This is a genomic window from Bacillus sp. FJAT-22090, assembly GCF_007676755.1.
GTDB lineage: Bacteria > Bacillota > Bacilli > Bacillales_A > Planococcaceae > Psychrobacillus.
This window is the reverse complement of sequence record NZ_VEBK01000002.1, coordinates 293,044-314,760: the sequence shown is the minus strand read 5'-3', so window position 1 is coordinate 314,760 and position 21,717 is coordinate 293,044. Positions and strand designations below refer to the sequence as shown.

Below are 21,717 nucleotides of genomic sequence, written 5' to 3'. Positions count from 1 at the left end.
GGGTAGTAGTATGAAGTTACGTTGGAGGTGTAATGCGTTGAAAACTTTCATAAAAAGACTTAAAGCGTTTGGACCATATTTTTTCATTATGGTCATTCTCTGCTGTTTATCGTACTTCCTCGTATACCAAGTTTCACTTTTACCAAATAGTTATGAAATTGTTTCAGCATCAAAAAATGAATTAACGATTAAATCATATAATTTATACGGAGCAGAAAGAAATATTCAAACAGTGTCATGGTCGAAACAGGATGAATGGAAATCAGAAGCGATTGAATATCAGATTAAAAGACAAAAAGAGTTCTTATCGTTGCTTTTTTCAACCATAGGTATATCAACGACTTTAATCGTTATGCATATGCGAAATAGAATGCGCATGTGGAAGGCAATTTTTCGAAGTAATCTTATCTTTGCAATATTGCTCCCCCTCATTCCATTAATCGATGCATGGAAAGCTATTCAACTTTACATTTCTTAGTCAAATAATAGGAGCGATAAATAAATGATCCATAAAATTAAAAAAATAGTAGAGCAATTATCGGAGCAGGAGGCAAAATCACTGTTACTCCAACATTTTTTACGACTGCAAATGCTAGAGGAAACGAACTATCCGGAAAGCGAAATTTTGGCAAGCATGAAAAAAGAGTATCAAGCTTTACTGAAGCATGCATCTGAGCCAAAGTACGATCCCTATCATACGGTGCATATAGTGTTCGGAGATTCACCAGCAGGGAGCTTAAGAATTGCACTGCCAAAAGATGAAAAAGTTATTAGGTTTTCAGACCAATTTTCCATAGGTCCTGTACATCAGCTGCATACTGAAAAAGGGCTGGAGCAGCGCAAGAAGTGGTTATTTTTACATATTAATCTAGATGAAGAGTTTATAGATACATATATAGATGAATTTCAACAAGCATTAACAGAAATAAGGAACATACCTGAACACATACCAATTTACATATGGACAGCAAACAATGCACATGAGCAAGCCGGCGTGCGACTTGTCTTGCATATCCTAAAAGAAAAGAAAAATGATATTCGTCTCCTTAATATCAACATCGCTTTTAAAAATCTATGGCCAAGCATCATTCCCATCCATACGGGAGAACTGGGAAATGAAAAATTAAAAACAATCTATAATACATACAAAATTGAACAGCCATTAACAGAACAACTGCGTAACAAACTTGCAGACGAATGGGAAAAACTTGCGGAAACAACCGATGTACTGCGCATTTGGGAGAACGAGCAAATAAGGAGCGTGCCTGATAGTTACTTTGATTCATTCATCATTGAAAAAGCTCGTTATTTGCATGATGGGCAAACACAACCTGAGTTTATGAAATCGGCTAGACTTATTGGAGAAGTGATCGGCAATCTAGACGAATATACTGGTGACCAATTCATCGAATATCGATTACGTCAGCTGATTTTACAAGGGGTATTTGAAATAGAAGGCGTTCCTAAAGCAATGCGGTTTTATAGCGTGAGATTACAAAAGCACAAATAACATCCAAAGAAAAGGTGAATATATGGAAAGAGAAAACGGTGAATATACAGTGGAAATTAACGGGATTTTTCATTGGATAAAGATTGAGGGGAAAGAACATAATACTATCCCATTAGTCATTATCCACGGAGGCCCTGGTGGCAATCTATATACGTTTGAAAGAACAATAGGTCCACTGCTTTCAAATGAAAGAACCGTTGTATATTATGAGCAACGTGGTTGTGGTAGAAGCAGCAAACCAATATCAGAGACAGCTTATTCCTTTAATGAATTGATTGATGACTTCCAAGAAATTGTAGAGTGGATAGGGAGTGAGAAAGTTGACCTTCTAGGTTATTCATTTGGTGGAGAGCTGGCCTTAGAAATTACATATGCTATTCCTAACGCAGTCAATAAAGTTGTTTTATCTGGACCAAGCTTAATGGCTTTAAAAACGCAATACATGATTCAAATAGCGGGTTTCATGTCGATTGCAGATGTACCTTTGGCAGATAAAATAGAAAAGATTTTAGGCGAAAATTCTACGATTGAAACTAAATATAACAAAGTATGGGGATGTGTTGATATAGACACAATGGACCGTTTACTATTTGAGGATCAAAGTGTGGCCAAAATGTATCGCCAATTGGGACAAGAGAGTAATCTAACGAATACCGGACTGATGCTAAAAATTTTGCAAGAAAATCCCGCAAAAATTCCTTTAACGAATAGGCTGAAAGATATTCATTCTACAGCGTTGCTCATAACAGGAGCACATGATAGAAATACTGGCATACCAATTTCTAAAATAATACATAGAAATTTACCGAATTGTGAGTGGACTTTGTTTAATAGAAGCGCTCATTTTCCAGAACAGGAAGAGCCCGATAAATTTGTGAGAGAAGTGCTGAATTTCTTAAAAACTGCGTAATAGGTAAGGGAGAATTTTAATGACCAATTATGGTGAGGACTTATTCAAAGGAACGGCAAGGTACTATTCACGTTATAGATCATTATACCCTGCTTCTTTAATAAGGTTTTTGATAGATAAGTTTTCTTTGGATGGTAGTGGGCAAATGCTTGACTTAGGATGTGGGACAGGACAGTTAGCATTTCGGTTTACAGATTGGTTTGAAAAGATTGTTGGGATTGATACGGAGCCTGAAATGATTAAGAAAGCAGTATTCCTTGGCAAAGAGGTGAGAGCAGAGAATATAGCATGGTTTAATGGTGACATTCATACATATAAAGAAAAATCCGGTCCCATTTTTAGATTGGTTACGATTGCAAAGGCTTTTCACTGGATGGACAGAGCACAGGTTTTAGAAACTTTATATGAAATGGTTGAGGATGATGGTGGAATAGCAATTATTGATAATTATTTTCCTTATAAAGAACTTTTGCCATGGCAGAGGAAAGTGGACGAGGTAGTAAAACATTGGTATGGAAATGAAAGAAGAGCCGGTAACTCAACGTATTCTCACCCAATCAATAGTCACCAAGAAATTGTATCTAAATCTAAATTTGATTTGGAAATTCATGAGATACCAGCTTACGAACAAGTATGGACAATGGACTCTATAATTGGGAATATATATTCCACTTCTTATGGAAGTAAACGCTTCTTAGGTAAAAACGTTTATTCATTTGAAAATCATTTAAAAGAGGAATTATTATCACTTGATAATTCAGGGATTTTTAAAGAACAAATAAACGTATCAGTTAAACTGGCCATAAAAAAGAAATAATGCTTGCATCTCCGAGAAGGGACTAATATTAGATGAAGAAATTCTCTTATTACCTTTATGGTTTCGTCTATATCGTCTGTGCTTTCGTTACAGTAGGAGCATTTGCTTTTGCCAATCTATCTACAAAGCCACCTGCAGAATATAGTGGAGGGAATGGTAATATTGGGTTACTTCCATTGCTATTCTTGTTCCCATTAATCATTATTTTTATCGCTTTGACCATTAGCTTTACACATGAATATATGTACCGAAAGTTAAAAAAGAAGACGGTGGTGACCATAGCAGGAGTCAGTCTTTTAAGTATAGCGGCAATCACCAGCACTACGATGGTAAGAGCATATCATTTAAAATCCCTCCTTACTAAAGTTAGTCCGAATTATCAGGGGGATTCAAAAGTTCCGTTACTTAACATAAATTCTAACGATGTATTCTTTAATTTTTTTACATTCATCTTATTGCTATTTTTTAGCCTTCTTGTAGGAGGATTACTCGCGTTAAAAGACAAGAAACCTTAAAGGACATAGTGAAAATAGATAATGGTTTATCAGAAATAATTGCGGAGACATATGTATCATACAAAAGTAAGCTAGTTCGAGTCGTGTATACACACGGAGAAGAGTTAAAAGTTTGAAGAAGGGAATTTTGATTATGAAACAAATATATGCGTTCGAAAATATAGAAGATTATACAAAATACCAAGACATCACTGAAAGTTTCGACAAAAAGTTAAAAGAATATCAACATATATTGGAAAAGAAATACTCTCTAACTAAGATGCCGAAAGCAATAGTGTGGACAACGGAGGAACTAGCCACCACCATTTTATCTACTATACCAATACCTGCTTATACAAATAAAGACATTATCTATATGTCTCCAGATTTACAATCTTGGAGAAAGCTATTTATCAAGCAATTAGATGATAAGGACCTTCCACCAATTCAAAGATTCTATGAAAACTATTCCGAAAATCATTTGATGACCATATTAGCACATGAATTAACTCATCATTCAGACTTATTTATAGATGAATTTGAAGATGAACGAGGGGATAGTATATGGTTTGAAGAGGGAATGTGTCAGTACTTGCCAAGAAAATATCTGTTAAACGAGAAAGAATTTGAAGAGATAACAAGTGTCGAGATGGAATTAGTAGAAGTATTTAAAGACAAATACGGCGCACGTTCTTTAGATGAATTTGGTAGTAGCTCATATGAAGGTTCCTTATCCAGTATTATGTATGATTATTGGCGAAGTTATCTTGCAGTGAAATATCTAGTAGAAGTTCGTGCTAATAACGATATTGACTCGATTTTTGATCAGTACCAAAATTGGAACAAAGAAGGAAGAAAAATTCCTTTGACTGAGTTTTTTGAGTTGAACTAGTCTTCTTTTTGAGTGCCAGGTTCTAAAACCATTCTGAATTCAATGAGAAGCTGGCACTGAAAATTAAAGGAAGTTGGATACGAGCTCACTTTCAAAGTTGAACTCGTTTTTTTAATGAGCAAAAATAAAATGAACGATTTATCATTTCAAACTGTCTAATAGATAACGAGGGAGGTGGAAATATGGATTTGGAAAAACGGGCAATAGCAGGGGAAGAACAGGCGATATTGGAGTTATTAAGGCGACATGAAGATACGCTCTATCGAACAGCATATGCTTACTTGAAAAATGAGCATGACGCGATTGAAGCAGTACAAGAACTGACGTATCGTGCTTTAAAAAAGCTTCATACGGTCAAAGAGCCCGCATACATAGCAACATGGCTTGTTCGAATTATCATTAATATTAGTTTAGATGTGAAAAAGAAGCAGGAGAAGTTTGTCTATAATCATGATGTGGAAATTCCATCGGTAGATCAGCAACCATTCGAAATCGCTGATATTATCGCCAGTCTGTCAATAGAACAACAGGAACTTATTTATTTAAAATATTTCCAAGATATGAAGAACGGGGACATTGCACAGCTGAAGCAAATTCCTGAAGGTACGGTAAAATCAAGGCTACACACGACACTAAAAAGATTACGTATACTCATTGGCAAGGAGGGGCTGTAAATGACTAATTGGAACGAGCAGGATTTACCGAAGCTAAAAAAGGATTTAGAAGCGATTGAAATTCCAAAAGAAGCGTTACATCAAGCACGTGCAAGAGCTGTGCATCAGCATCGATTGACCAAAAGGAGAAAACGCCGTTTGTACTCATTTGCTAGTATAGCTGCTGTTTTATTGTTGCTATTTGTAACCTCCGTTCGTGTGTCTCCCGTATTTGCACAAGCTGTTTCTAAAATTCCAGGCATTTCTTCTATCGTTGGCATGATTGCTTATGATAAAGAAATCATTGATATTGTCGAAAATGATTACTATGAGAAACTTGGAATTGTAGTAACAGATGGTGATTATACCTTGACTTTAAGGAGTGTTGTAGCCGATTATTCGGGCATGACTATCTTCTATAAGCTTGAAACTCCTGATTCGAAATGGAGTATAACTTCTTTAGATATATCTCAACAAGGCATTCCATTTGGTGTAGTAGGTTCTTACATTTCTTCAAAATCGGGTGAGGAAAATGTACATGAAGACAAAGTAGAAATTACGTCTGCCGACAATTTATCGTATGACAATAGGAAATTCGAATTTAATTTGAACTTGAGTGATGCGAAGGGAGAGACCAAGTTCTCTGTGCCATTCGCAATCACCAAGCCTATTGAACAACCAAAAGTTTATACATTGAACAAACCTGTTGTCGTAGATGGTCAAACAATTAACATTAAAGAGCTAAAAATCTCACCATTGCGTGCAGAAATCCGATTAGCCGCTGACGAACAAAACACGATGGAATTACTGAAATTTACATCGGTACGATTGATTGATGAGAATGGTGAAGATTGGGCACAACCAACTAATAACTCGGGTGGCTCCCGCAATTTTCCTGACGGTGATGTAAGACTGTTTCTACAAAGCAATTACTTCCGACAACCGGAAAAATTAACGCTAGTGATGGAGAGAATCGAAGCACTTCCAAAAGTATCCAACTATATCGAGGTGGATTTCGAGCAAAAGAAAGTGTTGTATGTGCCGAGTGAGCTGGATATTACCGTTCAAATACCTTCGAAAAATACTTTGGAAGTCACTTATCCATCTGGCGGATGGCTACTATTTTCTGAAATGGTGGATCAAAAAGGCAATGATGTAAGTGGTAATCTAATGGGGATGCGTTTAAGCAGAGAGAGACCTTATGTCACGGAGTTCTCTACATTTGATTTTAAAAATGCAGTGAATCCCATTCGATTCAATATTGGTAGCTATCCACAGTATTTGGACGGTAGAGTGGAAATTGATATTCCTCTTAATAAGTAGGCTTCTGCAATGATCTTAAAACAACAAACAGCATGTTCGTAGTGATAAAAAATAAATTAGAACGAAATAGACGGAATCGGCTGAACGAAGCAATCCCTTATGAGCAGGGGTGTTGGCGAATTAAAAAACAAGAAAAAGCTGTTTATACGTATTTATTGACTTCTCGAAAATGTTTGAATACTTTCGAATACATTTTCATATCATTAGAGTGGTTCGAAAGGATTTGAAAATTATGAGAAGAAAAATCTATTTTGTAGCATTGAGTGTAATAGGGGTTTTTATAATATACTTTGGAGTAGCATCATTAAGTACATCGGCTGAAAAAAACATTAGTTTATCAGAAAAAGATGCATTTAAGATGATAGAAAAGATTAAAGATAAAACAGACAAAAAATATAACATAGGCACGTATAGCATTAATTCAAACGTTGATAACAACTCAAAGGAGATAGACATTGAGATTATTGGAAGTCAAGATTATTATAATTCAGTAAAAAATGAGGTAAAAGAACTCGTGATAAATTCAATTAAATCAACTGAATTCGAAGCGTATACTGTTAATGTGAATAAAAGTGAAATTAATAAAATAATAACCGAAGAAATTAGAGAAGAACACCGTTTAATGCGAGAAATATTTGAAACTATAAATAATGAGTTGTCTGAAACCTATCCAGAACAAATTGAAAAGATAGATTTAGCTAATAAAACTTCAGAATTTTCTATCGAAATAAAGACATCTTTAAATAAAAAACAAAAATCATCAGATGTTGCTATAGAAATAGAAAATAAAATTCAAATGAATTTAGAAAAGAAATTATCTTCCAATAAACTTATAAAAGAAAAAACTGTAAAAATATACATTTATAATAAACATGGAGAAAAAATAAATTAATAAAAAAACAAAAACATCTTATTAGAGCAGATGTTTTTGTTTTTTATTTTCGGTTTTTTTAATCATAAAATTTAAAGTTAATAGTATCAGAAGTAGAAACTGATATTTTAAATCATACTTTAGCACCAGTAGGGATTCCACTAAATTTAATAGTTCCTTTACTGTTAGTTACTGATGTTCCTTTTGTTACCCCTTACATAACTTGAACTATGAAAGGAACTTGTTAAATCTATTTTAAAGTTTCCCCGTCAGTTGCAATATAATTATTGCTTAAAGCCTCTTTAGATAATGAGAAGTTAATGTTTTGCTCCCCTTTAAGATCCCACTCACCGACTCCATATGGTTCCACAGCAATTTCTGGTTCAATTGCAAACACAGAAGAAGGTATTATAAAAATAAGCATTAGTACATATAAGAATATTTTTTTCCTCGTAGTCTCCCTTTCTTTAAATAGTTTTTAGTATCAAAGATAGATTCGATATTAAAACCAGGATATCCTTCTAATTTCTAAAAATAGTTAAGAATATTTAGATATTAGAGAAAAAGTAGGGCTAGCTAGTGCAATTAGTTTAGCTAATCGGAAAAGCTGTATCTCCAAAATATCTTTCTCTGATTATATTACAATGATGAAGCTCATGACCGGCAATGATAACTATCAATGCACGGACAGTTATTTCAGAATTATTTGCTATTCCACGACGTATGTAATCTTCCGTCGTTAGGCTTTTAATTAGATGAATGGTCGATAAACGTACTGCTTGTAAATTTTGAAGAAGTTCCTCTACGGACTGTTTATTAAATGAAGCATTTTGGATGAATTCATTCTCATCAAAACCAGGAAGAGTGGTTGTTTCACTTCGAGCGATAGTTAGAAGTCTATATCCCATTACTCGCTCGGTATCTGCCATATGACCAATCACTTCTTTTAAACTCCATTTTTTGGAAGTATAACGAAAATGAGCTTGTTCCTCAGAAATATCCTGAAGTAAGTTAATTGTTTCCGCTAGTTGTTTCGTTAAAATATTCGCTAAATCTCCTTCAGCTACCAATTTCACATAGGTTGAAAAATGAGAGGCATACTCATCTTTTTCTAATAAGTTATACATATTATCGTCTCCTTTGACATGTAATAGAGCACCAGGTTCTAAAACAATTTTGAATTGTTTTAGAACCTGGTACCTTTTTGAACCTTTTTCAATTCATAACAAGTTCCTTCTCAGCTTCCATTGTTTCTACCGGTTCTAAAAAAGCAGGTGATAAGGAAGGAAACGTAAATGTAAATGTCGTTCCTTCTCCAATTTCACTTTCTACATGAATTGTACCATTCATAGCACGTACGATACTATACACTACCATAATGCCGAGACCAGTCCCCTTGCTTCCTTTAGTTGAATAATAAGGTTCCCCTAAACGGGTCACTTGTTCAAGTGTCATACCTGAACCAGTATCTTTAATGAGAATGCTTACAGTGGTAGGGGTACTCTCCGTTTCAACCGTTAATATTCCTCCTTTTGGCATTGCCTCTATCGCATTTTTCATACTATTTACAAAGCATTGATGAAACTTTTGTTTGTCTCCTTCAATCTTTTCTCCTGGTGAAAAAATAGAAACTATTTTTACCGAATTTCGCCTTGCCAATGGTTTTAGCAATTCAACTACTTGTTCTAGTTCTTCCTGAAGAAGTAGGGGTTCCATCGTTTTAATTTCGGGATTAGAGAAATTCAAATACTCTTGAATGACTTTTTCAGCCGATTTTAGCTCGCTTTTAATAATAGAAAGATATTGAGTATGGTTTTCTTTTGAGATAGAATCATTTTGCAGAAGTTGAACAAAACCAATTGCTGCAGTCAACGGGTTGCGAATTTCATGACTAATAGCTGCACCCATTCGTTCAACAGCCTCTAAACGTTTGGATTTCATCGTGCGTTGGCGCAATTGAATAGACATAAGAATTTCTTCAATAATATAAGAAATAACTCCGACTCCAATTGGTTGGGTGACTAAATAAGCAAACAACACTTCGGTACTACTGTGAGGTAAGTGCCAAATTCCCATCGTAAAAGATTGGGCAAAACTGAACAAAAATGTTACTCCTACAGCAAAAAAGATTCGTTGCTTAGGAGAGCGTTTTAAAAACCATGGAGAGATTCGCCAAAAAAGTATAGCAAGCCCTCCATAATAAAGGACGGTCATCCAAAATCCATAATTTATTCCCAAAAAACCTCTTACGAGCATAATGAACGCAGCCGACAAAGGACCTAAACCCATATACAAACTGCCGACAATAAACGGAACTTTTCGTAAATCAAAAACAAGGTTAATACCTTCTATTTGATAAGTAAAAAGGAAACAGAGTATTAAACTAACTATCAAAATGAAAATAGCTTGGTACGACCGAAACCTTTTAGACTTTTCTGCCCATAAAACTCCGAAAAATAATAATACTATTAACAAAGATAAGTTGAAAAAGAAAAATACTGATAGTTCCAAGATATTATTCCTCCAATACTAAATTACCGCGAAAAAATTCATCTTTCCTTTACCTTAGTTTTATGGAGCTTAAAATGAAATTGGGAAATGGTACCTACGCCAATCTCACTTTGAACCTCAATTGTTCCTTTCATAGCACGTAATATACTGTAAGCAACCATCATGCCAAGACCAGTTCCCTTGGATCCCTCCGTAGAATAATGTGGTTCTCCTATACGTTTAATTTGTTCTTTACTCAATCCTATTCCTGTATCTTGTATAGAAATAATGATCTTGTCCTGAGTAGCAATCGTCTTGATCCATAATGCACCGCCATAAGGCATGGATTCAATCGAATTTCTTATAATATTTATAAAGCATTGGTGGAATTTCGATTTGTCTCCTTGGATCGTTCCAAAGGTAGAAAAATCAGTAGATACCTTTACTGAATTATAATTGGCTAGAGGATGTAATAATTTTAAAATATGTGTTAGTTCTTTCTGAATATCTAGTTCTTCTATTGATTCAATAATTGGTTTAGAGAAGGTTAAGTAATCTTGAATAATACCTTCAGCAGTATTTAATTCATCTTTTATAATGGAGAGATATTTTGTTCTATTATTTTTATCAAGTGAAGCTTGGTCAAGAAGCTCAATGAATCCAATTGCTGTAGTTAATGGATTGCGAATTTCATGAGATATTGCAGCACCCATTTGTTCGACAGCCGCCAACTTTTCTTCGATTACTAACTGTTGTTGCAATTGTTGATTCTTTTCTCTTAATTCAATGAGGGAAGAAATCATGGCCACTCCAAGTGGTGGGACTATTACGTAGGCAATGAACATGTCTAGCAATTTGTCTGGAGATAGTATGTTCAATGCTAGGAATAGGATGGCAACACTTATTAGTAAAGTAATACCGGTAGAAAAAAGAATTCGTATATTAGAAGTAAGTTTTAAAAACCATGGAGAAATATACCATATACATAAACTAAATATGGTATAAAATGCAACGGCTATAAAAAATCCAACGTCTATTCCATGGAATGCCCGAAAGAAAATAACCAAAATTCCCAATATAGGGCTGGACCTCAAATATAGGCCGCCCAATAAGAAAGGAATTATCCTCAAATCTAGCGCATACCCAGTTTGTAATGGATAAGAAAATATGGAACAAATTATTAAAGAACAAACAAAATAAAATAGGCCAGCTCGTTTGTGTAAATGGATACTACCGACTCTCTTGTTTAATAGAAAAAAAATAAAAAATAAAATCATTAATAAGGAAAGATTAAATAGAAAATGCATTGTTATAATTCCCAATATATATAACTCCTAATAATTTTTATAAATTAATAGTAACGAAAGGATATGGAATACACAATACTTCTTTAATGAATATTCGGAAGATTCATGAAGAACTTTGTTTAAAAGTGCAGAAAGGGAGAAATGGATAGTCTAACTAGTATTGCGGAGTAGATGGTAACACAATGAAAGTTACTAGAAGGTATTCGAAATCATTTGTTGAATAAAGAAAGAGATGCCAATAAGAAGCATAGAGGTGAACTATGAACAACAGAGTAAAAGAAACTTATAACCAGCTTGCCAATGATTACGAACATAATGTGGATACGAAAAGTCTATTTAATACAGAATACGAACGACCTGCAATGATGAAATTACTGCCAAACGATTTAAGAGATAAGAAGGTTTTGGATGCTGGTTGTGCAGCGGGATGGTACACAGAGCAACTAGTCAATTTAGGTGCAGAAGTTACTGCCACAGACATAAGTCCAAAAATGATAGAGGCAACTAAAAGAAGAATTGGAAAAAATGCAAAGGTGTTATGTATGGATCTAGAGGAAAAACTGCCATTTGCGGATGAAACATTTGATGTAATTTTAAGCTCTTTAGTTCTTCATTACTTAAAAGATTGGAGCAAGCCTTTTAGCGAATTCCGCAGAATATTGAAACCAGACGGGAAATTGCTTTTTTCCGTCCACCATCCATTTATGGATATAAAACTATCCGAGAATGGTGACTACTTTTCCACTGAATTTATTATCGATCAATGGGAAAGAGAAGGAACTTTGATAGAGGTCCCATTTTATCGTCGTCCTCTCCAGGAAATCGTCAATGAAACTGCAGCATATTTTTTATTGGAGAAGCTAATCGAACCACAACCTACGAGAGCATTTCAAAAAGTAGAGCTAGTAAAGTATGAAAAGCTCATGAAAAGTCCTCATTTTATGATTGTAAAAGCAGTGAAAGAGAAAAAAGGGAAAACGATATAGCAACCAGGACATGGAGGATTTTTTCGAATGCAACTGCAAAATATAAATATTGATGAACGAATAAAACATTATAATGTGATAGGTTTAAGCATTGCCCTTGTTGATAACGGTCAAATTAGTATGGAACAAAGCTTTGGTCTGCTTGAAACAGGAACGAATAGAAGCATAACAGGTACGTCTTTGTTTAATGCATGCTCAATCAGTAAATTTCTTACATCGATCCTCGTTTTAAAATTAACCGAACTAGAATTGCTTGACTTAGATGAAGACGTAAACAAAAAGCTCATATCTTGGAAGCTTGCTGAAAATGAGCATACTCAACAAAAAAAGGTAACATTGCGATTATTACTTAGCCATCAATCAGGAGTAATGGATCCCGAAGGAAGTTTTAGTGAGTATACAATCGCAAAGGGTGTTCCTACGATGGTTGACTTATTAGATGGAAAAACTCCTTATTGTAAAGAACCGATTGAAGTTAAATATTTGCCGGGCAGTGACTTTCGCTATTCAGATGCGGGTTATTGTATCATTCAACAACTGATTGAAGACGTCGTCGGCAAACCTTTTAAAGTAGTAATGAACGAACTTATTTTCCATCCATTACGTATGAACAATAGCATACTAGACATGGCACACAAATTGGAAAATGCTTCGTTTTCTTGTGGTCACCATAAAAACGGAGAATTGGTTAAGGGAAGCTATACAGTGTATCCATTTCCGGCAGCCGCCGGACTTTGGTCAACCCCTTCAGATTTAGCATTAGTTGTAATTGAATTAATAAATTGCTTAAGGGGAAAAAGTAAAATAGGAATTTCAGAAAGTAAAGCAAGCCAATTGGTTGCACCTCAATTCGGAAAAGACTGGACTGGGTTAGGTGTATTTCTAGATAGTTCCAAACAAGAAGTAGAGATTTCTTCGCTCGGATGGGGTATTGGATTTCAATGCATGATGGTTGCATATCCCTATTTGGAGAAAGGGGCAGTTATTATGACAAATACAGATTTAGGTGTCCATCAACTGAAAGGGATTATTGGAGAAATTTATCACTCCCTTCAATCTTGATCATTCTAACAATCGTGTTACAAAAATAGTAATGAAACTTCCAAAAAAATTTATCGTAATATATAGATGGAATGTCGTATGCAAAAAGTTAACCCAAATTCTTATAGGACATTTTTATTTGAAAGCAAAGCGAGGAATATTCTTGGAATTCATAACGGAGAAATTAATATTTATATTTGTATTTATTTTAATCATTCACTCAATAGAAACACTTGCTTATGCTGTAAGACTGTCAGGTGCGAGGGTGAAAATGATTGCCTCTGCACTTTCCTTATTTAATTTAATGGTTATTATTTCAAGATTGGCGAATATGATGCAACAGCCTTTTACCGGAAGTCTAGTGGACACTGCGCCCCCGCAAAATGCTTTGGATTTTGTAGAAAGCCAATATAGATTTCTTATTGGTGCTTCAACACTCGGGACATTAGTTGGTGTTATTTTATTACCTACGTTTATCGCTTTATTTTCAAGAGCCATTATCCATTTATCTGAAGAGAGGGGCTCCATTCCTAATTTAATAAAAAAAGGGATTTCTTTCGAATATATTAAGCGCGGGATAAAGCATATTAGTTTTCCTAAGCTAAACTATTTGAAAGACATTCAAATCAATGACATTCCATATAAATTATTTTTAGTAAATATGGTGATTACAGCAATATATACAATTGGAGTTCTATCTGCGTTGTATGCAGCATTATTGGCACCAGATAGAGCTTCGACAGCCATTATGGCATCTGGACTTATAAATGGCATTGCAACCATCCTTCTTGTATTATTTATTGATCCTAAAATTTCTGTTCTTGCCGATGATGTAATTAATGAAAGGGGTAGCTACCTAACACTTAAAAGCGTTTCTTTAATGATGATTACATCGAGATTGTTTGGAACCATACTTGCTCAAGTACTTTTTATACCTGGAGCCCAGTATGTAGCGTGGCTTACTAAATTTATGGTTTAAACACTTTTTTAACTTACTAAAATTTAGCATTAAAAAATTGAAGGGACGAAATTTCATTGCAAAAAGAATTTCCAGAGATTGAAACAAAGAGATTATTATTAAGAGAAGTAACACCTGACGATGCGAATGATATGTTCGCATACTTATCAGACGAAAATGTAGTAAAACATATGGGATTAGACCCTTTTGAAACATTAGAAGATGCGATAGATGAAGTTAACTGGTACCAATCAATATACAAGGAAGGTACAGGAATTAGATGGGGGATCACTCTAAAAGATTCCGGAAAGGTAATCGGAAGCTGTGGTTTCCTTAATAGGATTACGAAACATCACCGAACTGAGATCGGGTATGAACTTAGCAAAAATTTTTGGGGAACAGGTATAGCCGGTGAAACGTTGGAAGCGGTTGTTAAATATGGCTTTCGTCATTTCCAGTTAGAAAGAATTGAGGCCTTTGATCGAGCCTACCAATATTTCATCACAAAAATTAGTGGAGAAAAAAGGCTTTAAAAAAGAAGGATTATTAAGGCATTATGAATATGTTAAAGGAAAATATGATGATCTCTATATGTACTCACTCTTAAAAGAAGAAGTTCATTTGGATTAAGGTAATATCTGAGGAGGTAACGGTCATGAAGTCTAAAGTCAACTATCCATTTATCTATTTCTTTATAGAGCCAACTGTCGTTTTTGTTTATAAAATTGAAACACAAAACTATATAACTGTTTCGAATTTGCTACTTGGAAGTGATAATTGGGAAGTATTCCAATTAGATCAAGAGGATGAATTAGAAATGTTTGACCATCGAAAATATAATTCTAAGCAGAATGAGGGAAGAACATTCTTTGCCAACCAAGATGACATGAACTTAATGGAAGAGCTAATTAATGAACAGATTCAAAAAAATCGTCACTTACGAACAAATGGTGCAATACATATCGTTTCTTCTGAATCAGCAGCAGGCTCCTTAAGGGGTGGTCTAGAATGGCCAAGGACTGTAATAGGTTTCCCAGACTTCCTTTCCATCGGACCGTTGGGGAACTTAGATGAAACAATAGATCGAAGCTATCGGAATGAGTGGTTAATGGAGAATATCAATTTTGAACAAGAAATAGAAATCCCGATAAAGTTTAGCAATACACTGCGTGAAATTGAAGATATTCCAAGCCAAGTTCCTATCCATGTTTGGTATGGGAACAACGCCAGTGAACAAACTTGCATGCGCTTTTTACTCTATTTACTAAGAGATAAAACGAATGAGATATTTCTTATTAACTCCACTACTCTCTATGAACAGTATATAACCTCCAAGGTTGAAAAGCAGCCTATTCTCAATACAAGCCAAATCGGCTCAATGCATATAAAACGGCTGTTTGAAACAAATAAAGCGAATAAACCATTATCTGTAGAGGAAAAAATCCAATTACAAAAAGAATGGGAAGCATTAGCACAAACGAAAGAAAATTTACGAATATGGAGTAATGGAGAAATAATAGGAGTGCCTGAAAATCATTATGATGCACAAATCTTACATATAATAAAAAATCTACATGATCAGCAAGAGAACAAAGATTTTATCAAAACCGGAAGAGTAATTGAAGAGTTACTCTTACAGATGGATGAATTTGTTGGTATATTCTATTTGGAATATCGGATTAGGCATTTAATATATACTGGTTTTCTTGAACTAAAAGGAATACCTAAATCCTCATGGCATTACAGTGTAAAAAAGCGGGAAAGGGGAGTGTAAAAATGAAGGTCAAACGAATTGTTGCCAATGTTGAGACACAGGACATTTCTAAAGCGAAGTACTTTTACGAGGAAATCCTTGGACTTGAGCAACTAATGGATATGGGATTTATAACAACCTATGGATCACATGAGACAATGGATATTCAGATTAGCTTTCTTTCAGAGGGAGGTTCTGGGACACCAGTACCCGACTTGTCAATTGAAGTCGATGATCTTGACCATGTATTAACTCGTGTAACAGAAGCGAAAATTCCAATTGAATATGGACCGGTTTCGGAGCCATGGGGTGTTCAACGCTTTTATGTAAGGGATCCATTCGGGAAGTTAGTCAATATTCTTACCCATTTAGATGAATGAAATAATATTTTCGTTGAATAACTTCCATACATGTCCAGCAGAGCAACGTCTTAAAAGGCGTTGCTCCATTTACAATTTAAAAGTACACTATATAATATACAAATGTTTGTTTAACTAACGATGCTAGATAAAAATCGTAAGCAAATATTATTTCTTGAAAAAAATTTTATTATGTTTATACTATATTAGAGATATTAAAGCTCTCTAATATCATTTTTAAGGGGATGAACGAATGAAGTATTCAAAAGCCACAAATTATGCCCTACACACAATGGTATACTTAACTTTAGCACCCAAAAATCAAACCGTTGGTGTAGATCAATTAGCAAAAGTTCAAAATTTATCTCCAACTTATCTATCAAAAATACTTACTAAATTGGTTAAGGCAGGTCTAATCGAATCGACTCCTGGAGTTAAAGGTGGCTATAGTATTAAAAAGCATACTACTGATATCACTTTTCTGGATGTTATATATGCAATTGAAGGAAGAATGAGTTTATTTAGTTGTTCACTAGAACATAGTGAGACTAAAAATGGAGAATGTATAATAGAAAATGTAATGATAGCAGCTGAGAAAAGGATGACGGATGAATTAGCAAACAAACTTATTCACGACATTGCTAATCAAATTGAACCTAGGATGTATGAAGCAAAACATGGTAGCAACACAGACTAATTTTTTGTCTCAATTAGAGATATTAAGAATCCTTTATGGATATGTTTAGTACGAAGAAATATAATACAACATGAGTTTTCCACAAATGGAGGGGGAGTTATAATGGAATTCTGGGAATCAAGTTTTATAGATAAACAAACAATGTGGGGATTTGAACCTACCAACTCTGCTATCTTAACAAAGGATTTTTTCCTTGAAAACAATGTTAGGGATATAGTAATACCGGGGATTGGGTATGGGAGAAATGCAAAGGTTTTCGTTGAAAGTGGAATAACCGTTACAGGTATTGAAATATCTAAAACTGCAATAGATTTGGCGAGAGAAAATGGGTTTGATAGTCGAATTTTTCATGGTCCAGTGTCTGAAATGCCTTTTGATAACAAACTATATAATGGTATCTTCTCGCATGCACTTATTCATTTATTGAATAAGCAGGAAAGGGAAAAGTTTATTAAAGATTGCTTCAATCAGTTGGAGCCAAATGGATATATGGTTTTCACAACTGTTTCAAAAAAAGCCCCTATGTTTGGGAAGGGTAAACAATTGGATACCGACTATTTTGAGATAATGGAAGATGTAAAAATGTTTTTTTATGATTCTGACTCCATAAAACAAGAATTTGAAGAATATGGCCTTGTAGAGTTCTTTGAAATAGACGAGCCAAATAAGAACATGAAAAATAAACCGTCCATAAACTTTATAATGGTAAAATGTAAGAAAAGTACGTAATAATCATCATAAAAAACTTTAAAATTATAGGGAATTGCTCGAGATTAAATGTGGAGGTGTAATATGAAATTATATTTTAAATTAATTACCGGATTACTTTTTGTTTTAATACTGTCAGGATGTTTTGCAGAAGACTATGATGTAGGTGTTCCAACGGCTTATTTAAACCTTAGTGGTATTGTAGATATACAATTAACAGAGTCCAATATTAGTTGGGAAACACAAAGTGAGAATGTACATGAAACAATTGAAGATGTTCTGAAATTCGGATTTTCTCAGGATGAAATAAGGGTTTCCGGAAACCAGGAAGCCTCTATAGATTTTAAAGAGAACGAAAAGAATGGTGGAGATATTTGGACAGATCCAGAAATAACTGTTGCTCTGTTAAATGATGGACATCGAATCGAACTCGAGATGAACGATCAAAGAGAATTTCGATTCCCCACCAGTAAAGGAAATTATGTTTTAGAAGTGAAATTCACAAATTCTGCGGGTACTGCGCAATACGTAGGAAATCTTGTCATTCAGTAAAATATATGATTTCCTATTTTACGTTTCGGTTCGTTAAATAGGGAGAATGTGAAAGTTCTATCCGTCCAAAATGTTGCGCATCCGGTCAATAATGTTGCGAGTAACAACTGATATGTTGCGCAAATTTTAATGGACAATCCAATCCATGTAAATTAAGCGGATTCATCAGTTACCGCTAGCCTATACTTAGAGAATTGGTTGCGCTTGTTGCCGATTTGATTGCTTTCAAGCCCAAACTGGTTGCTTTGCCTGTTGAATTGGTTGCTTTCGTATGACAATTGGTCTCGTTAAGCCTTTTCCTAACTTTTAATGGATAATAAATACAGATAAAAAGGTGTATTTTGATGGATTGGAGCTGAAGGACGAGAACTCAAGTGGGATCAAGTGAGTAAGATAAGACTTTACAACGAACGCAAAGCGGGCGGTGAAAGCTCATCACTTACCCCACTAAAAAGCGTCCGTCCTTCAGCGGAAATCCAAGCGGTTACCGGTTACGACACACTATTCCTAAAGTAGGAAGTTGCAGATTATTGTAAATCTGTTTTCCAATTTGGAAAAACTATGATAATCAACAAAGGTGATCTAACTCAACTAAATAAATGAAAGAAAGGACGAATCAGAAATTTATCTGCATTCAGTCCTTTTTTATTTTAAGTAAAGCTAACTAAACAAAAAGTAAAATGAACTATACAAAATGACAAACTGACTATACAATACAAGTAAGATGTCTGGAGGGAGCAGTTTGCTAAAAAATCGAGTGAAGGAATTGAGGGCAAGATTCAATTTAACACAGGGTGATCTTGCTGAAAGAACCGGTGTAACAAGACAGACGATCGTTTCGTTAGAAAAAGGAAGCTATACACCTTCACTACTGCTTGCTATGAACATTGCAGAAGTGTTTGGGGAACCGATCGAACAAATATTTTACAAAGAGGAGGATGCAAAATGAGAATGTATTTGACAGTTCTTTTGAGGTGTCTATTATACGTATCTCTAGCTTTAATGGTTTATGATTTTGTAAGGATTGAACAATATTTTGAAATGATGGGAAGAGGATATATAGATGGGTTTTCCATATATGTATCTACGTGGAGAGGAACTTTTTTCCTTGTAGTAGGTATAGTTTTAGTCATTGTTAATATTATTGACTTGATAATAGTAAAGAAAAAAAACCATGCTCAAATCAAAGAGTATATTCTCCCTGAATATGACGTCTCCGATGAACGTACTGTCGAAGTTACAGGTAAAGCAGTTCGATATGCTTTTGTTTTCATTCTTTTTTATACGTTTCTTCTTCTTGGATCCTATATGTTTATTCCAAATTATTTTCTTGATTATCCTTGGTATCCCGTGTTTACGACCGCTTCCATTCCAATATTAGGGTTAATCATCTATTTAGGAACATTTAAATACTTTCACGCTCGTTAATAGACAGGAGGATATAGGATGAAAAAATTATCGATAACAATTATTTTGCGCATTTTATTAATTATTTCCTTTGCATTACTAGCTTTTATGCAAGTAAAAGCCACTCAACTTTCACAATTGTTTTTAGACAAGGAAATCAGCTACGAATACTATAGAGAACATGATATAAATACTGGTTGGTTTACCGTGATTTTTAGTATACTCATCACTATCAATTCTTATTATACAAATTATATTTCAAAAAAACGTAATAATGGTCGAATTCTTATGAAAGAAATAGTCCTTCCTGAAGTAAACCTGGATAATGATGAAAGAGAATCAGAAATTACTGGTAAGTCGGCCAAAGCAGCGTTCTCCGTCATAATTGTGGCCACATTCATTATGCTCATAATATTTGCATTAGTCATTCCATATTTGGATAATCCGTTGCCATATTCAGTTTTCCTTATTGCAGCTTTACCAATCATAGGCCTTCTAACATACTTCATTACATATAAAGTGCTTTATTCGCGATGAGAAGGGGGTAGAAAAGTGGAAGAAATAACTACAGAACAACTTCCCTTAGCTATAGGACGGCTATTAACATATGCCACTTCTGAAAGTAAGGTGGACGCAGAGTATGAGCTCTATTTGCAGCAGGAAAATAGAAAATTATACGGATATAAACGAAACGGAAAGTTCATAGGCTGTATCGGAATAGAACTAACTTCTTTAAACAAAGGTGAAATTAAACATATTGCTGTATCCCCAATTGAAAGGGAACATGGGATAGGAAATGACATGATTAACTTCATATGTAAAAAACATTCTTTCTCGGTAATTTCGGCAGAAACCGATCAAGACGCGGTGAATTTTTATAAAAGAGTTGGTTTCACTGTTATCAGCTTAGGTGAAAAGTATCCGGGAGTGGAGCGCTTTTGGTGTGTTTGTTTAAGAAAGGATAAGGAGCACTAGCTTATTTTTCATGGTACTCCCACCTTTACGTTCATCAACCAAAATAATATCTCGACATTCGGTCGATAAATTCTGTTTCTAAATCACCCGTATTTTTTACAAGGATGTAAGTGGAAACGGAAGGTAATTCAAACAAGTCAAAATGTGGTTGCATGATCTTACCTTCGATTAGCTCACGTCTCACGATAGAATGTGGAAGAAAGGAAACGCCAAGACCATCTTGGATAAATCGTTTTGCTATATATGCTTGCGTTACTTTCATCGTCCGAAGACCCATCACATGCTTATTCAATTTGACTAAGAGATGGTCCCAAAAGACTGGATGGTGATGGGTCAATAAATAACTTTTTTGCAGAACCTCTTGCACATCAATTGGTGGACCACTTTCTTGATCGTATTCATCGAAGGGCATAACGAATAAAATAGGATCCTCATAAATAGGTATGGATTGTATATATTTTCGTTGTGCTTCTAGTGCAGAGACTCCGATATTTACTTCCCCTTTTTCGACAAGTTCTTCTATTATATGAGATTCCTCCACACGAATGCTTATTTCAATATCCGGATGAAGTTTCATAAAAGACCGCAACACATTTGGCAAAATTGTCTCTGCCATAAGAGGGGAAATCGCTATGTTCCAGTTTCGTCGATACCCTTGCGCAAATGCATGTACTTTGCTCACACTGCTTTCAAAGTTGTTAACTATTTGTTGTGCTTCCGGCAAAAAGAACTTCCCAACATCAGATAAAGTCACTCGATTGTTCTGTCTTTCAAAAAGGGCGGTCCCTAAATGTTCTTCTAACAAACGAATATGAACTGTAACGCTCGGCTGAGACATCAATAGTTTTTCGGCGGCTTTCCTAAAGTTAAGCGTTTCGGCAGCAATGCAAAATGTTTTAACCCATTGGTATTCCATTATCTGCTCCTTATCAATTAAAATTTTTAATTAACTTAATTATATATATTTAATTTTCATTATCAAGTACTCTCGCTATACTAAGAAAAAGGAGATGG

General features: G+C 34.7%; 25 protein-coding genes and 1 pseudogene. 22 read left to right on the top strand and 4 right to left on the bottom strand.

The annotated features are described in order from the left end of the window. Positions 1-37 precede the first annotated feature (37 nt). The 9 genes from FS486_RS04340 (at position 38) to FS486_RS04300 (ending at position 7,491) form a co-directional block, all read left to right on the top strand. Positions 38-478 carry a hypothetical protein gene (locus FS486_RS04340; RefSeq protein WP_144510088.1) on the top strand — a complete coding sequence of 147 codons (441 nt, stop codon included), beginning with the start codon at positions 38-40 and terminating at the stop codon, positions 476-478. Positions 479-502: 24 nt separating this feature from the next. Continuing rightward, positions 503-1,510, top strand: a complete 1,008-nt coding sequence (locus tag FS486_RS04335; protein WP_144510087.1) for a DUF1835 domain-containing protein — start codon at positions 503-505, stop codon at positions 1,508-1,510. Positions 1,511-1,532: 22 nt separating this feature from the next. Beyond that, positions 1,533-2,420 carry an alpha/beta fold hydrolase gene (locus FS486_RS04330; RefSeq protein WP_144510086.1) on the top strand — a complete coding sequence of 296 codons (888 nt, stop codon included), beginning with the start codon at positions 1,533-1,535 and terminating at the stop codon, positions 2,418-2,420. A gap of 19 nt (positions 2,421-2,439) precedes the next feature. Beyond that, a complete protein-coding gene (locus FS486_RS04325; RefSeq protein WP_144510085.1) occupies positions 2,440-3,237 on the top strand; it encodes a class I SAM-dependent methyltransferase in 798 nt (265 codons plus the stop codon). Between the two features lie 32 nt (positions 3,238-3,269). Beyond that, a complete protein-coding gene (locus FS486_RS04320; RefSeq protein WP_144510084.1) occupies positions 3,270-3,752 on the top strand; it encodes a hypothetical protein in 483 nt (160 codons plus the stop codon). A gap of 133 nt (positions 3,753-3,885) precedes the next feature. Continuing rightward, on the top strand, positions 3,886-4,623 hold the full coding sequence (locus FS486_RS04315) for a hypothetical protein (RefSeq protein WP_144510083.1): 738 nt from the start codon (positions 3,886-3,888) through the stop codon (positions 4,621-4,623). 182 nt (positions 4,624-4,805) lie between these two features. Then, on the top strand, positions 4,806-5,297 hold the full coding sequence (locus tag FS486_RS04310) for a sigma-70 family RNA polymerase sigma factor (protein ID WP_144510081.1): 492 nt from the start codon (positions 4,806-4,808) through the stop codon (positions 5,295-5,297). Continuing rightward, positions 5,298-6,599, top strand: a complete 1,302-nt coding sequence (locus tag FS486_RS04305; protein WP_144510079.1) for a DUF4179 domain-containing protein — start codon at positions 5,298-5,300, stop codon at positions 6,597-6,599. A gap of 232 nt (positions 6,600-6,831) precedes the next feature. After that, positions 6,832-7,491 (top strand): hypothetical protein, encoded by a 660-nt coding sequence (locus FS486_RS04300; RefSeq protein ID WP_260858013.1) that lies wholly within the window; start codon positions 6,832-6,834, stop codon positions 7,489-7,491. Between the two features lie 569 nt (positions 7,492-8,060). Here FS486_RS04300 and FS486_RS04295 read toward each other — a convergent pair. From FS486_RS04295 to FS486_RS04285, 3 genes are all read right to left on the bottom strand, one after another. Next, positions 8,061-8,597, bottom strand: a complete 537-nt coding sequence (locus FS486_RS04295) for a DinB family protein (protein WP_144510076.1) — start codon at positions 8,595-8,597, stop codon at positions 8,061-8,063. A gap of 88 nt (positions 8,598-8,685) precedes the next feature. Next, positions 8,686-9,981, bottom strand: coding sequence for a sensor histidine kinase (locus FS486_RS04290; RefSeq protein WP_144510074.1), 1,296 nt, complete (start codon positions 9,979-9,981; stop codon positions 8,686-8,688). 38 nt (positions 9,982-10,019) lie between these two features. After that, a complete protein-coding gene (locus FS486_RS04285; RefSeq protein WP_260858012.1) occupies positions 10,020-11,054 on the bottom strand; it encodes a sensor histidine kinase in 1,035 nt (344 codons plus the stop codon). Positions 11,055-11,527: 473 nt separating this feature from the next. Between FS486_RS04285 and FS486_RS04280 the strand changes: the two genes are divergently transcribed. From FS486_RS04280 to FS486_RS04220, 13 genes and pseudogenes are all read left to right on the top strand, one after another. Next, on the top strand, positions 11,528-12,253 hold the full coding sequence (locus FS486_RS04280) for a class I SAM-dependent methyltransferase (protein ID WP_144510072.1): 726 nt from the start codon (positions 11,528-11,530) through the stop codon (positions 12,251-12,253). A gap of 27 nt (positions 12,254-12,280) precedes the next feature. Further along, on the top strand, positions 12,281-13,315 hold the full coding sequence (locus FS486_RS04275) for a serine hydrolase domain-containing protein (RefSeq protein ID WP_144510070.1): 1,035 nt from the start codon (positions 12,281-12,283) through the stop codon (positions 13,313-13,315). A gap of 142 nt (positions 13,316-13,457) precedes the next feature. After that, positions 13,458-14,273 (top strand): lipid II flippase Amj family protein, encoded by an 816-nt coding sequence (locus FS486_RS04270; RefSeq protein WP_144510068.1) that lies wholly within the window; start codon positions 13,458-13,460, stop codon positions 14,271-14,273. 56 nt (positions 14,274-14,329) lie between these two features. Further along, positions 14,330-14,882: pseudogene (locus FS486_RS04265) on the top strand (GNAT family N-acetyltransferase). A 25-nt stretch (positions 14,883-14,907) separates the two neighbouring features. Continuing rightward, positions 14,908-16,026, top strand: a complete 1,119-nt coding sequence (locus tag FS486_RS04260; RefSeq protein WP_144510067.1) for a DUF1835 domain-containing protein — start codon at positions 14,908-14,910, stop codon at positions 16,024-16,026. Between the two features lie 2 nt (positions 16,027-16,028). Beyond that, complete coding sequence (locus FS486_RS04255) at positions 16,029-16,385, top strand: VOC family protein (RefSeq protein ID WP_144510065.1); 357 nt, start codon at positions 16,029-16,031, stop codon at positions 16,383-16,385. A 232-nt stretch (positions 16,386-16,617) separates the two neighbouring features. Then, positions 16,618-17,061: an RrF2 family transcriptional regulator gene (locus FS486_RS04250; RefSeq protein WP_144510063.1), complete on the top strand. Its 444-nt coding sequence runs from the start codon at positions 16,618-16,620 to the stop codon at positions 17,059-17,061. Between the two features lie 102 nt (positions 17,062-17,163). Beyond that, positions 17,164-17,790 carry a class I SAM-dependent methyltransferase gene (locus tag FS486_RS04245; RefSeq protein WP_144510062.1) on the top strand — a complete coding sequence of 209 codons (627 nt, stop codon included), beginning with the start codon at positions 17,164-17,166 and terminating at the stop codon, positions 17,788-17,790. A 63-nt stretch (positions 17,791-17,853) separates the two neighbouring features. Continuing rightward, complete coding sequence (locus FS486_RS04240) at positions 17,854-18,321, top strand: hypothetical protein (RefSeq protein WP_144510060.1); 468 nt, start codon at positions 17,854-17,856, stop codon at positions 18,319-18,321. Positions 18,322-19,045: 724 nt separating this feature from the next. Next, positions 19,046-19,270 carry a helix-turn-helix transcriptional regulator gene (locus tag FS486_RS04235; protein WP_144510059.1) on the top strand — a complete coding sequence of 75 codons (225 nt, stop codon included), beginning with the start codon at positions 19,046-19,048 and terminating at the stop codon, positions 19,268-19,270. After that, a complete protein-coding gene (locus FS486_RS04230; protein ID WP_144510057.1) occupies positions 19,267-19,749 on the top strand; it encodes a hypothetical protein in 483 nt (160 codons plus the stop codon). The genes FS486_RS04235 and FS486_RS04230 overlap by 4 nt, the downstream gene beginning before the upstream one ends. An 18-nt stretch (positions 19,750-19,767) precedes the next feature. Next, positions 19,768-20,265: a hypothetical protein gene (locus tag FS486_RS04225; protein WP_144510056.1), complete on the top strand. Its 498-nt coding sequence runs from the start codon at positions 19,768-19,770 to the stop codon at positions 20,263-20,265. Positions 20,266-20,280: 15 nt separating this feature from the next. Then, entirely contained in the window at positions 20,281-20,703 is a 423-nt protein-coding gene (locus tag FS486_RS04220) for a GNAT family N-acetyltransferase (protein WP_144510054.1), read from the top strand. Positions 20,704-20,737: 34 nt separating this feature from the next. Here the strand turns inward: FS486_RS04220 and FS486_RS04215 are convergent, their stop codons facing one another. Then, positions 20,738-21,619 (bottom strand): LysR family transcriptional regulator, encoded by an 882-nt coding sequence (locus FS486_RS04215; RefSeq protein WP_144510052.1) that lies wholly within the window; start codon positions 21,617-21,619, stop codon positions 20,738-20,740. Between the last annotated feature and the right edge of the window lie 98 nt (positions 21,620-21,717).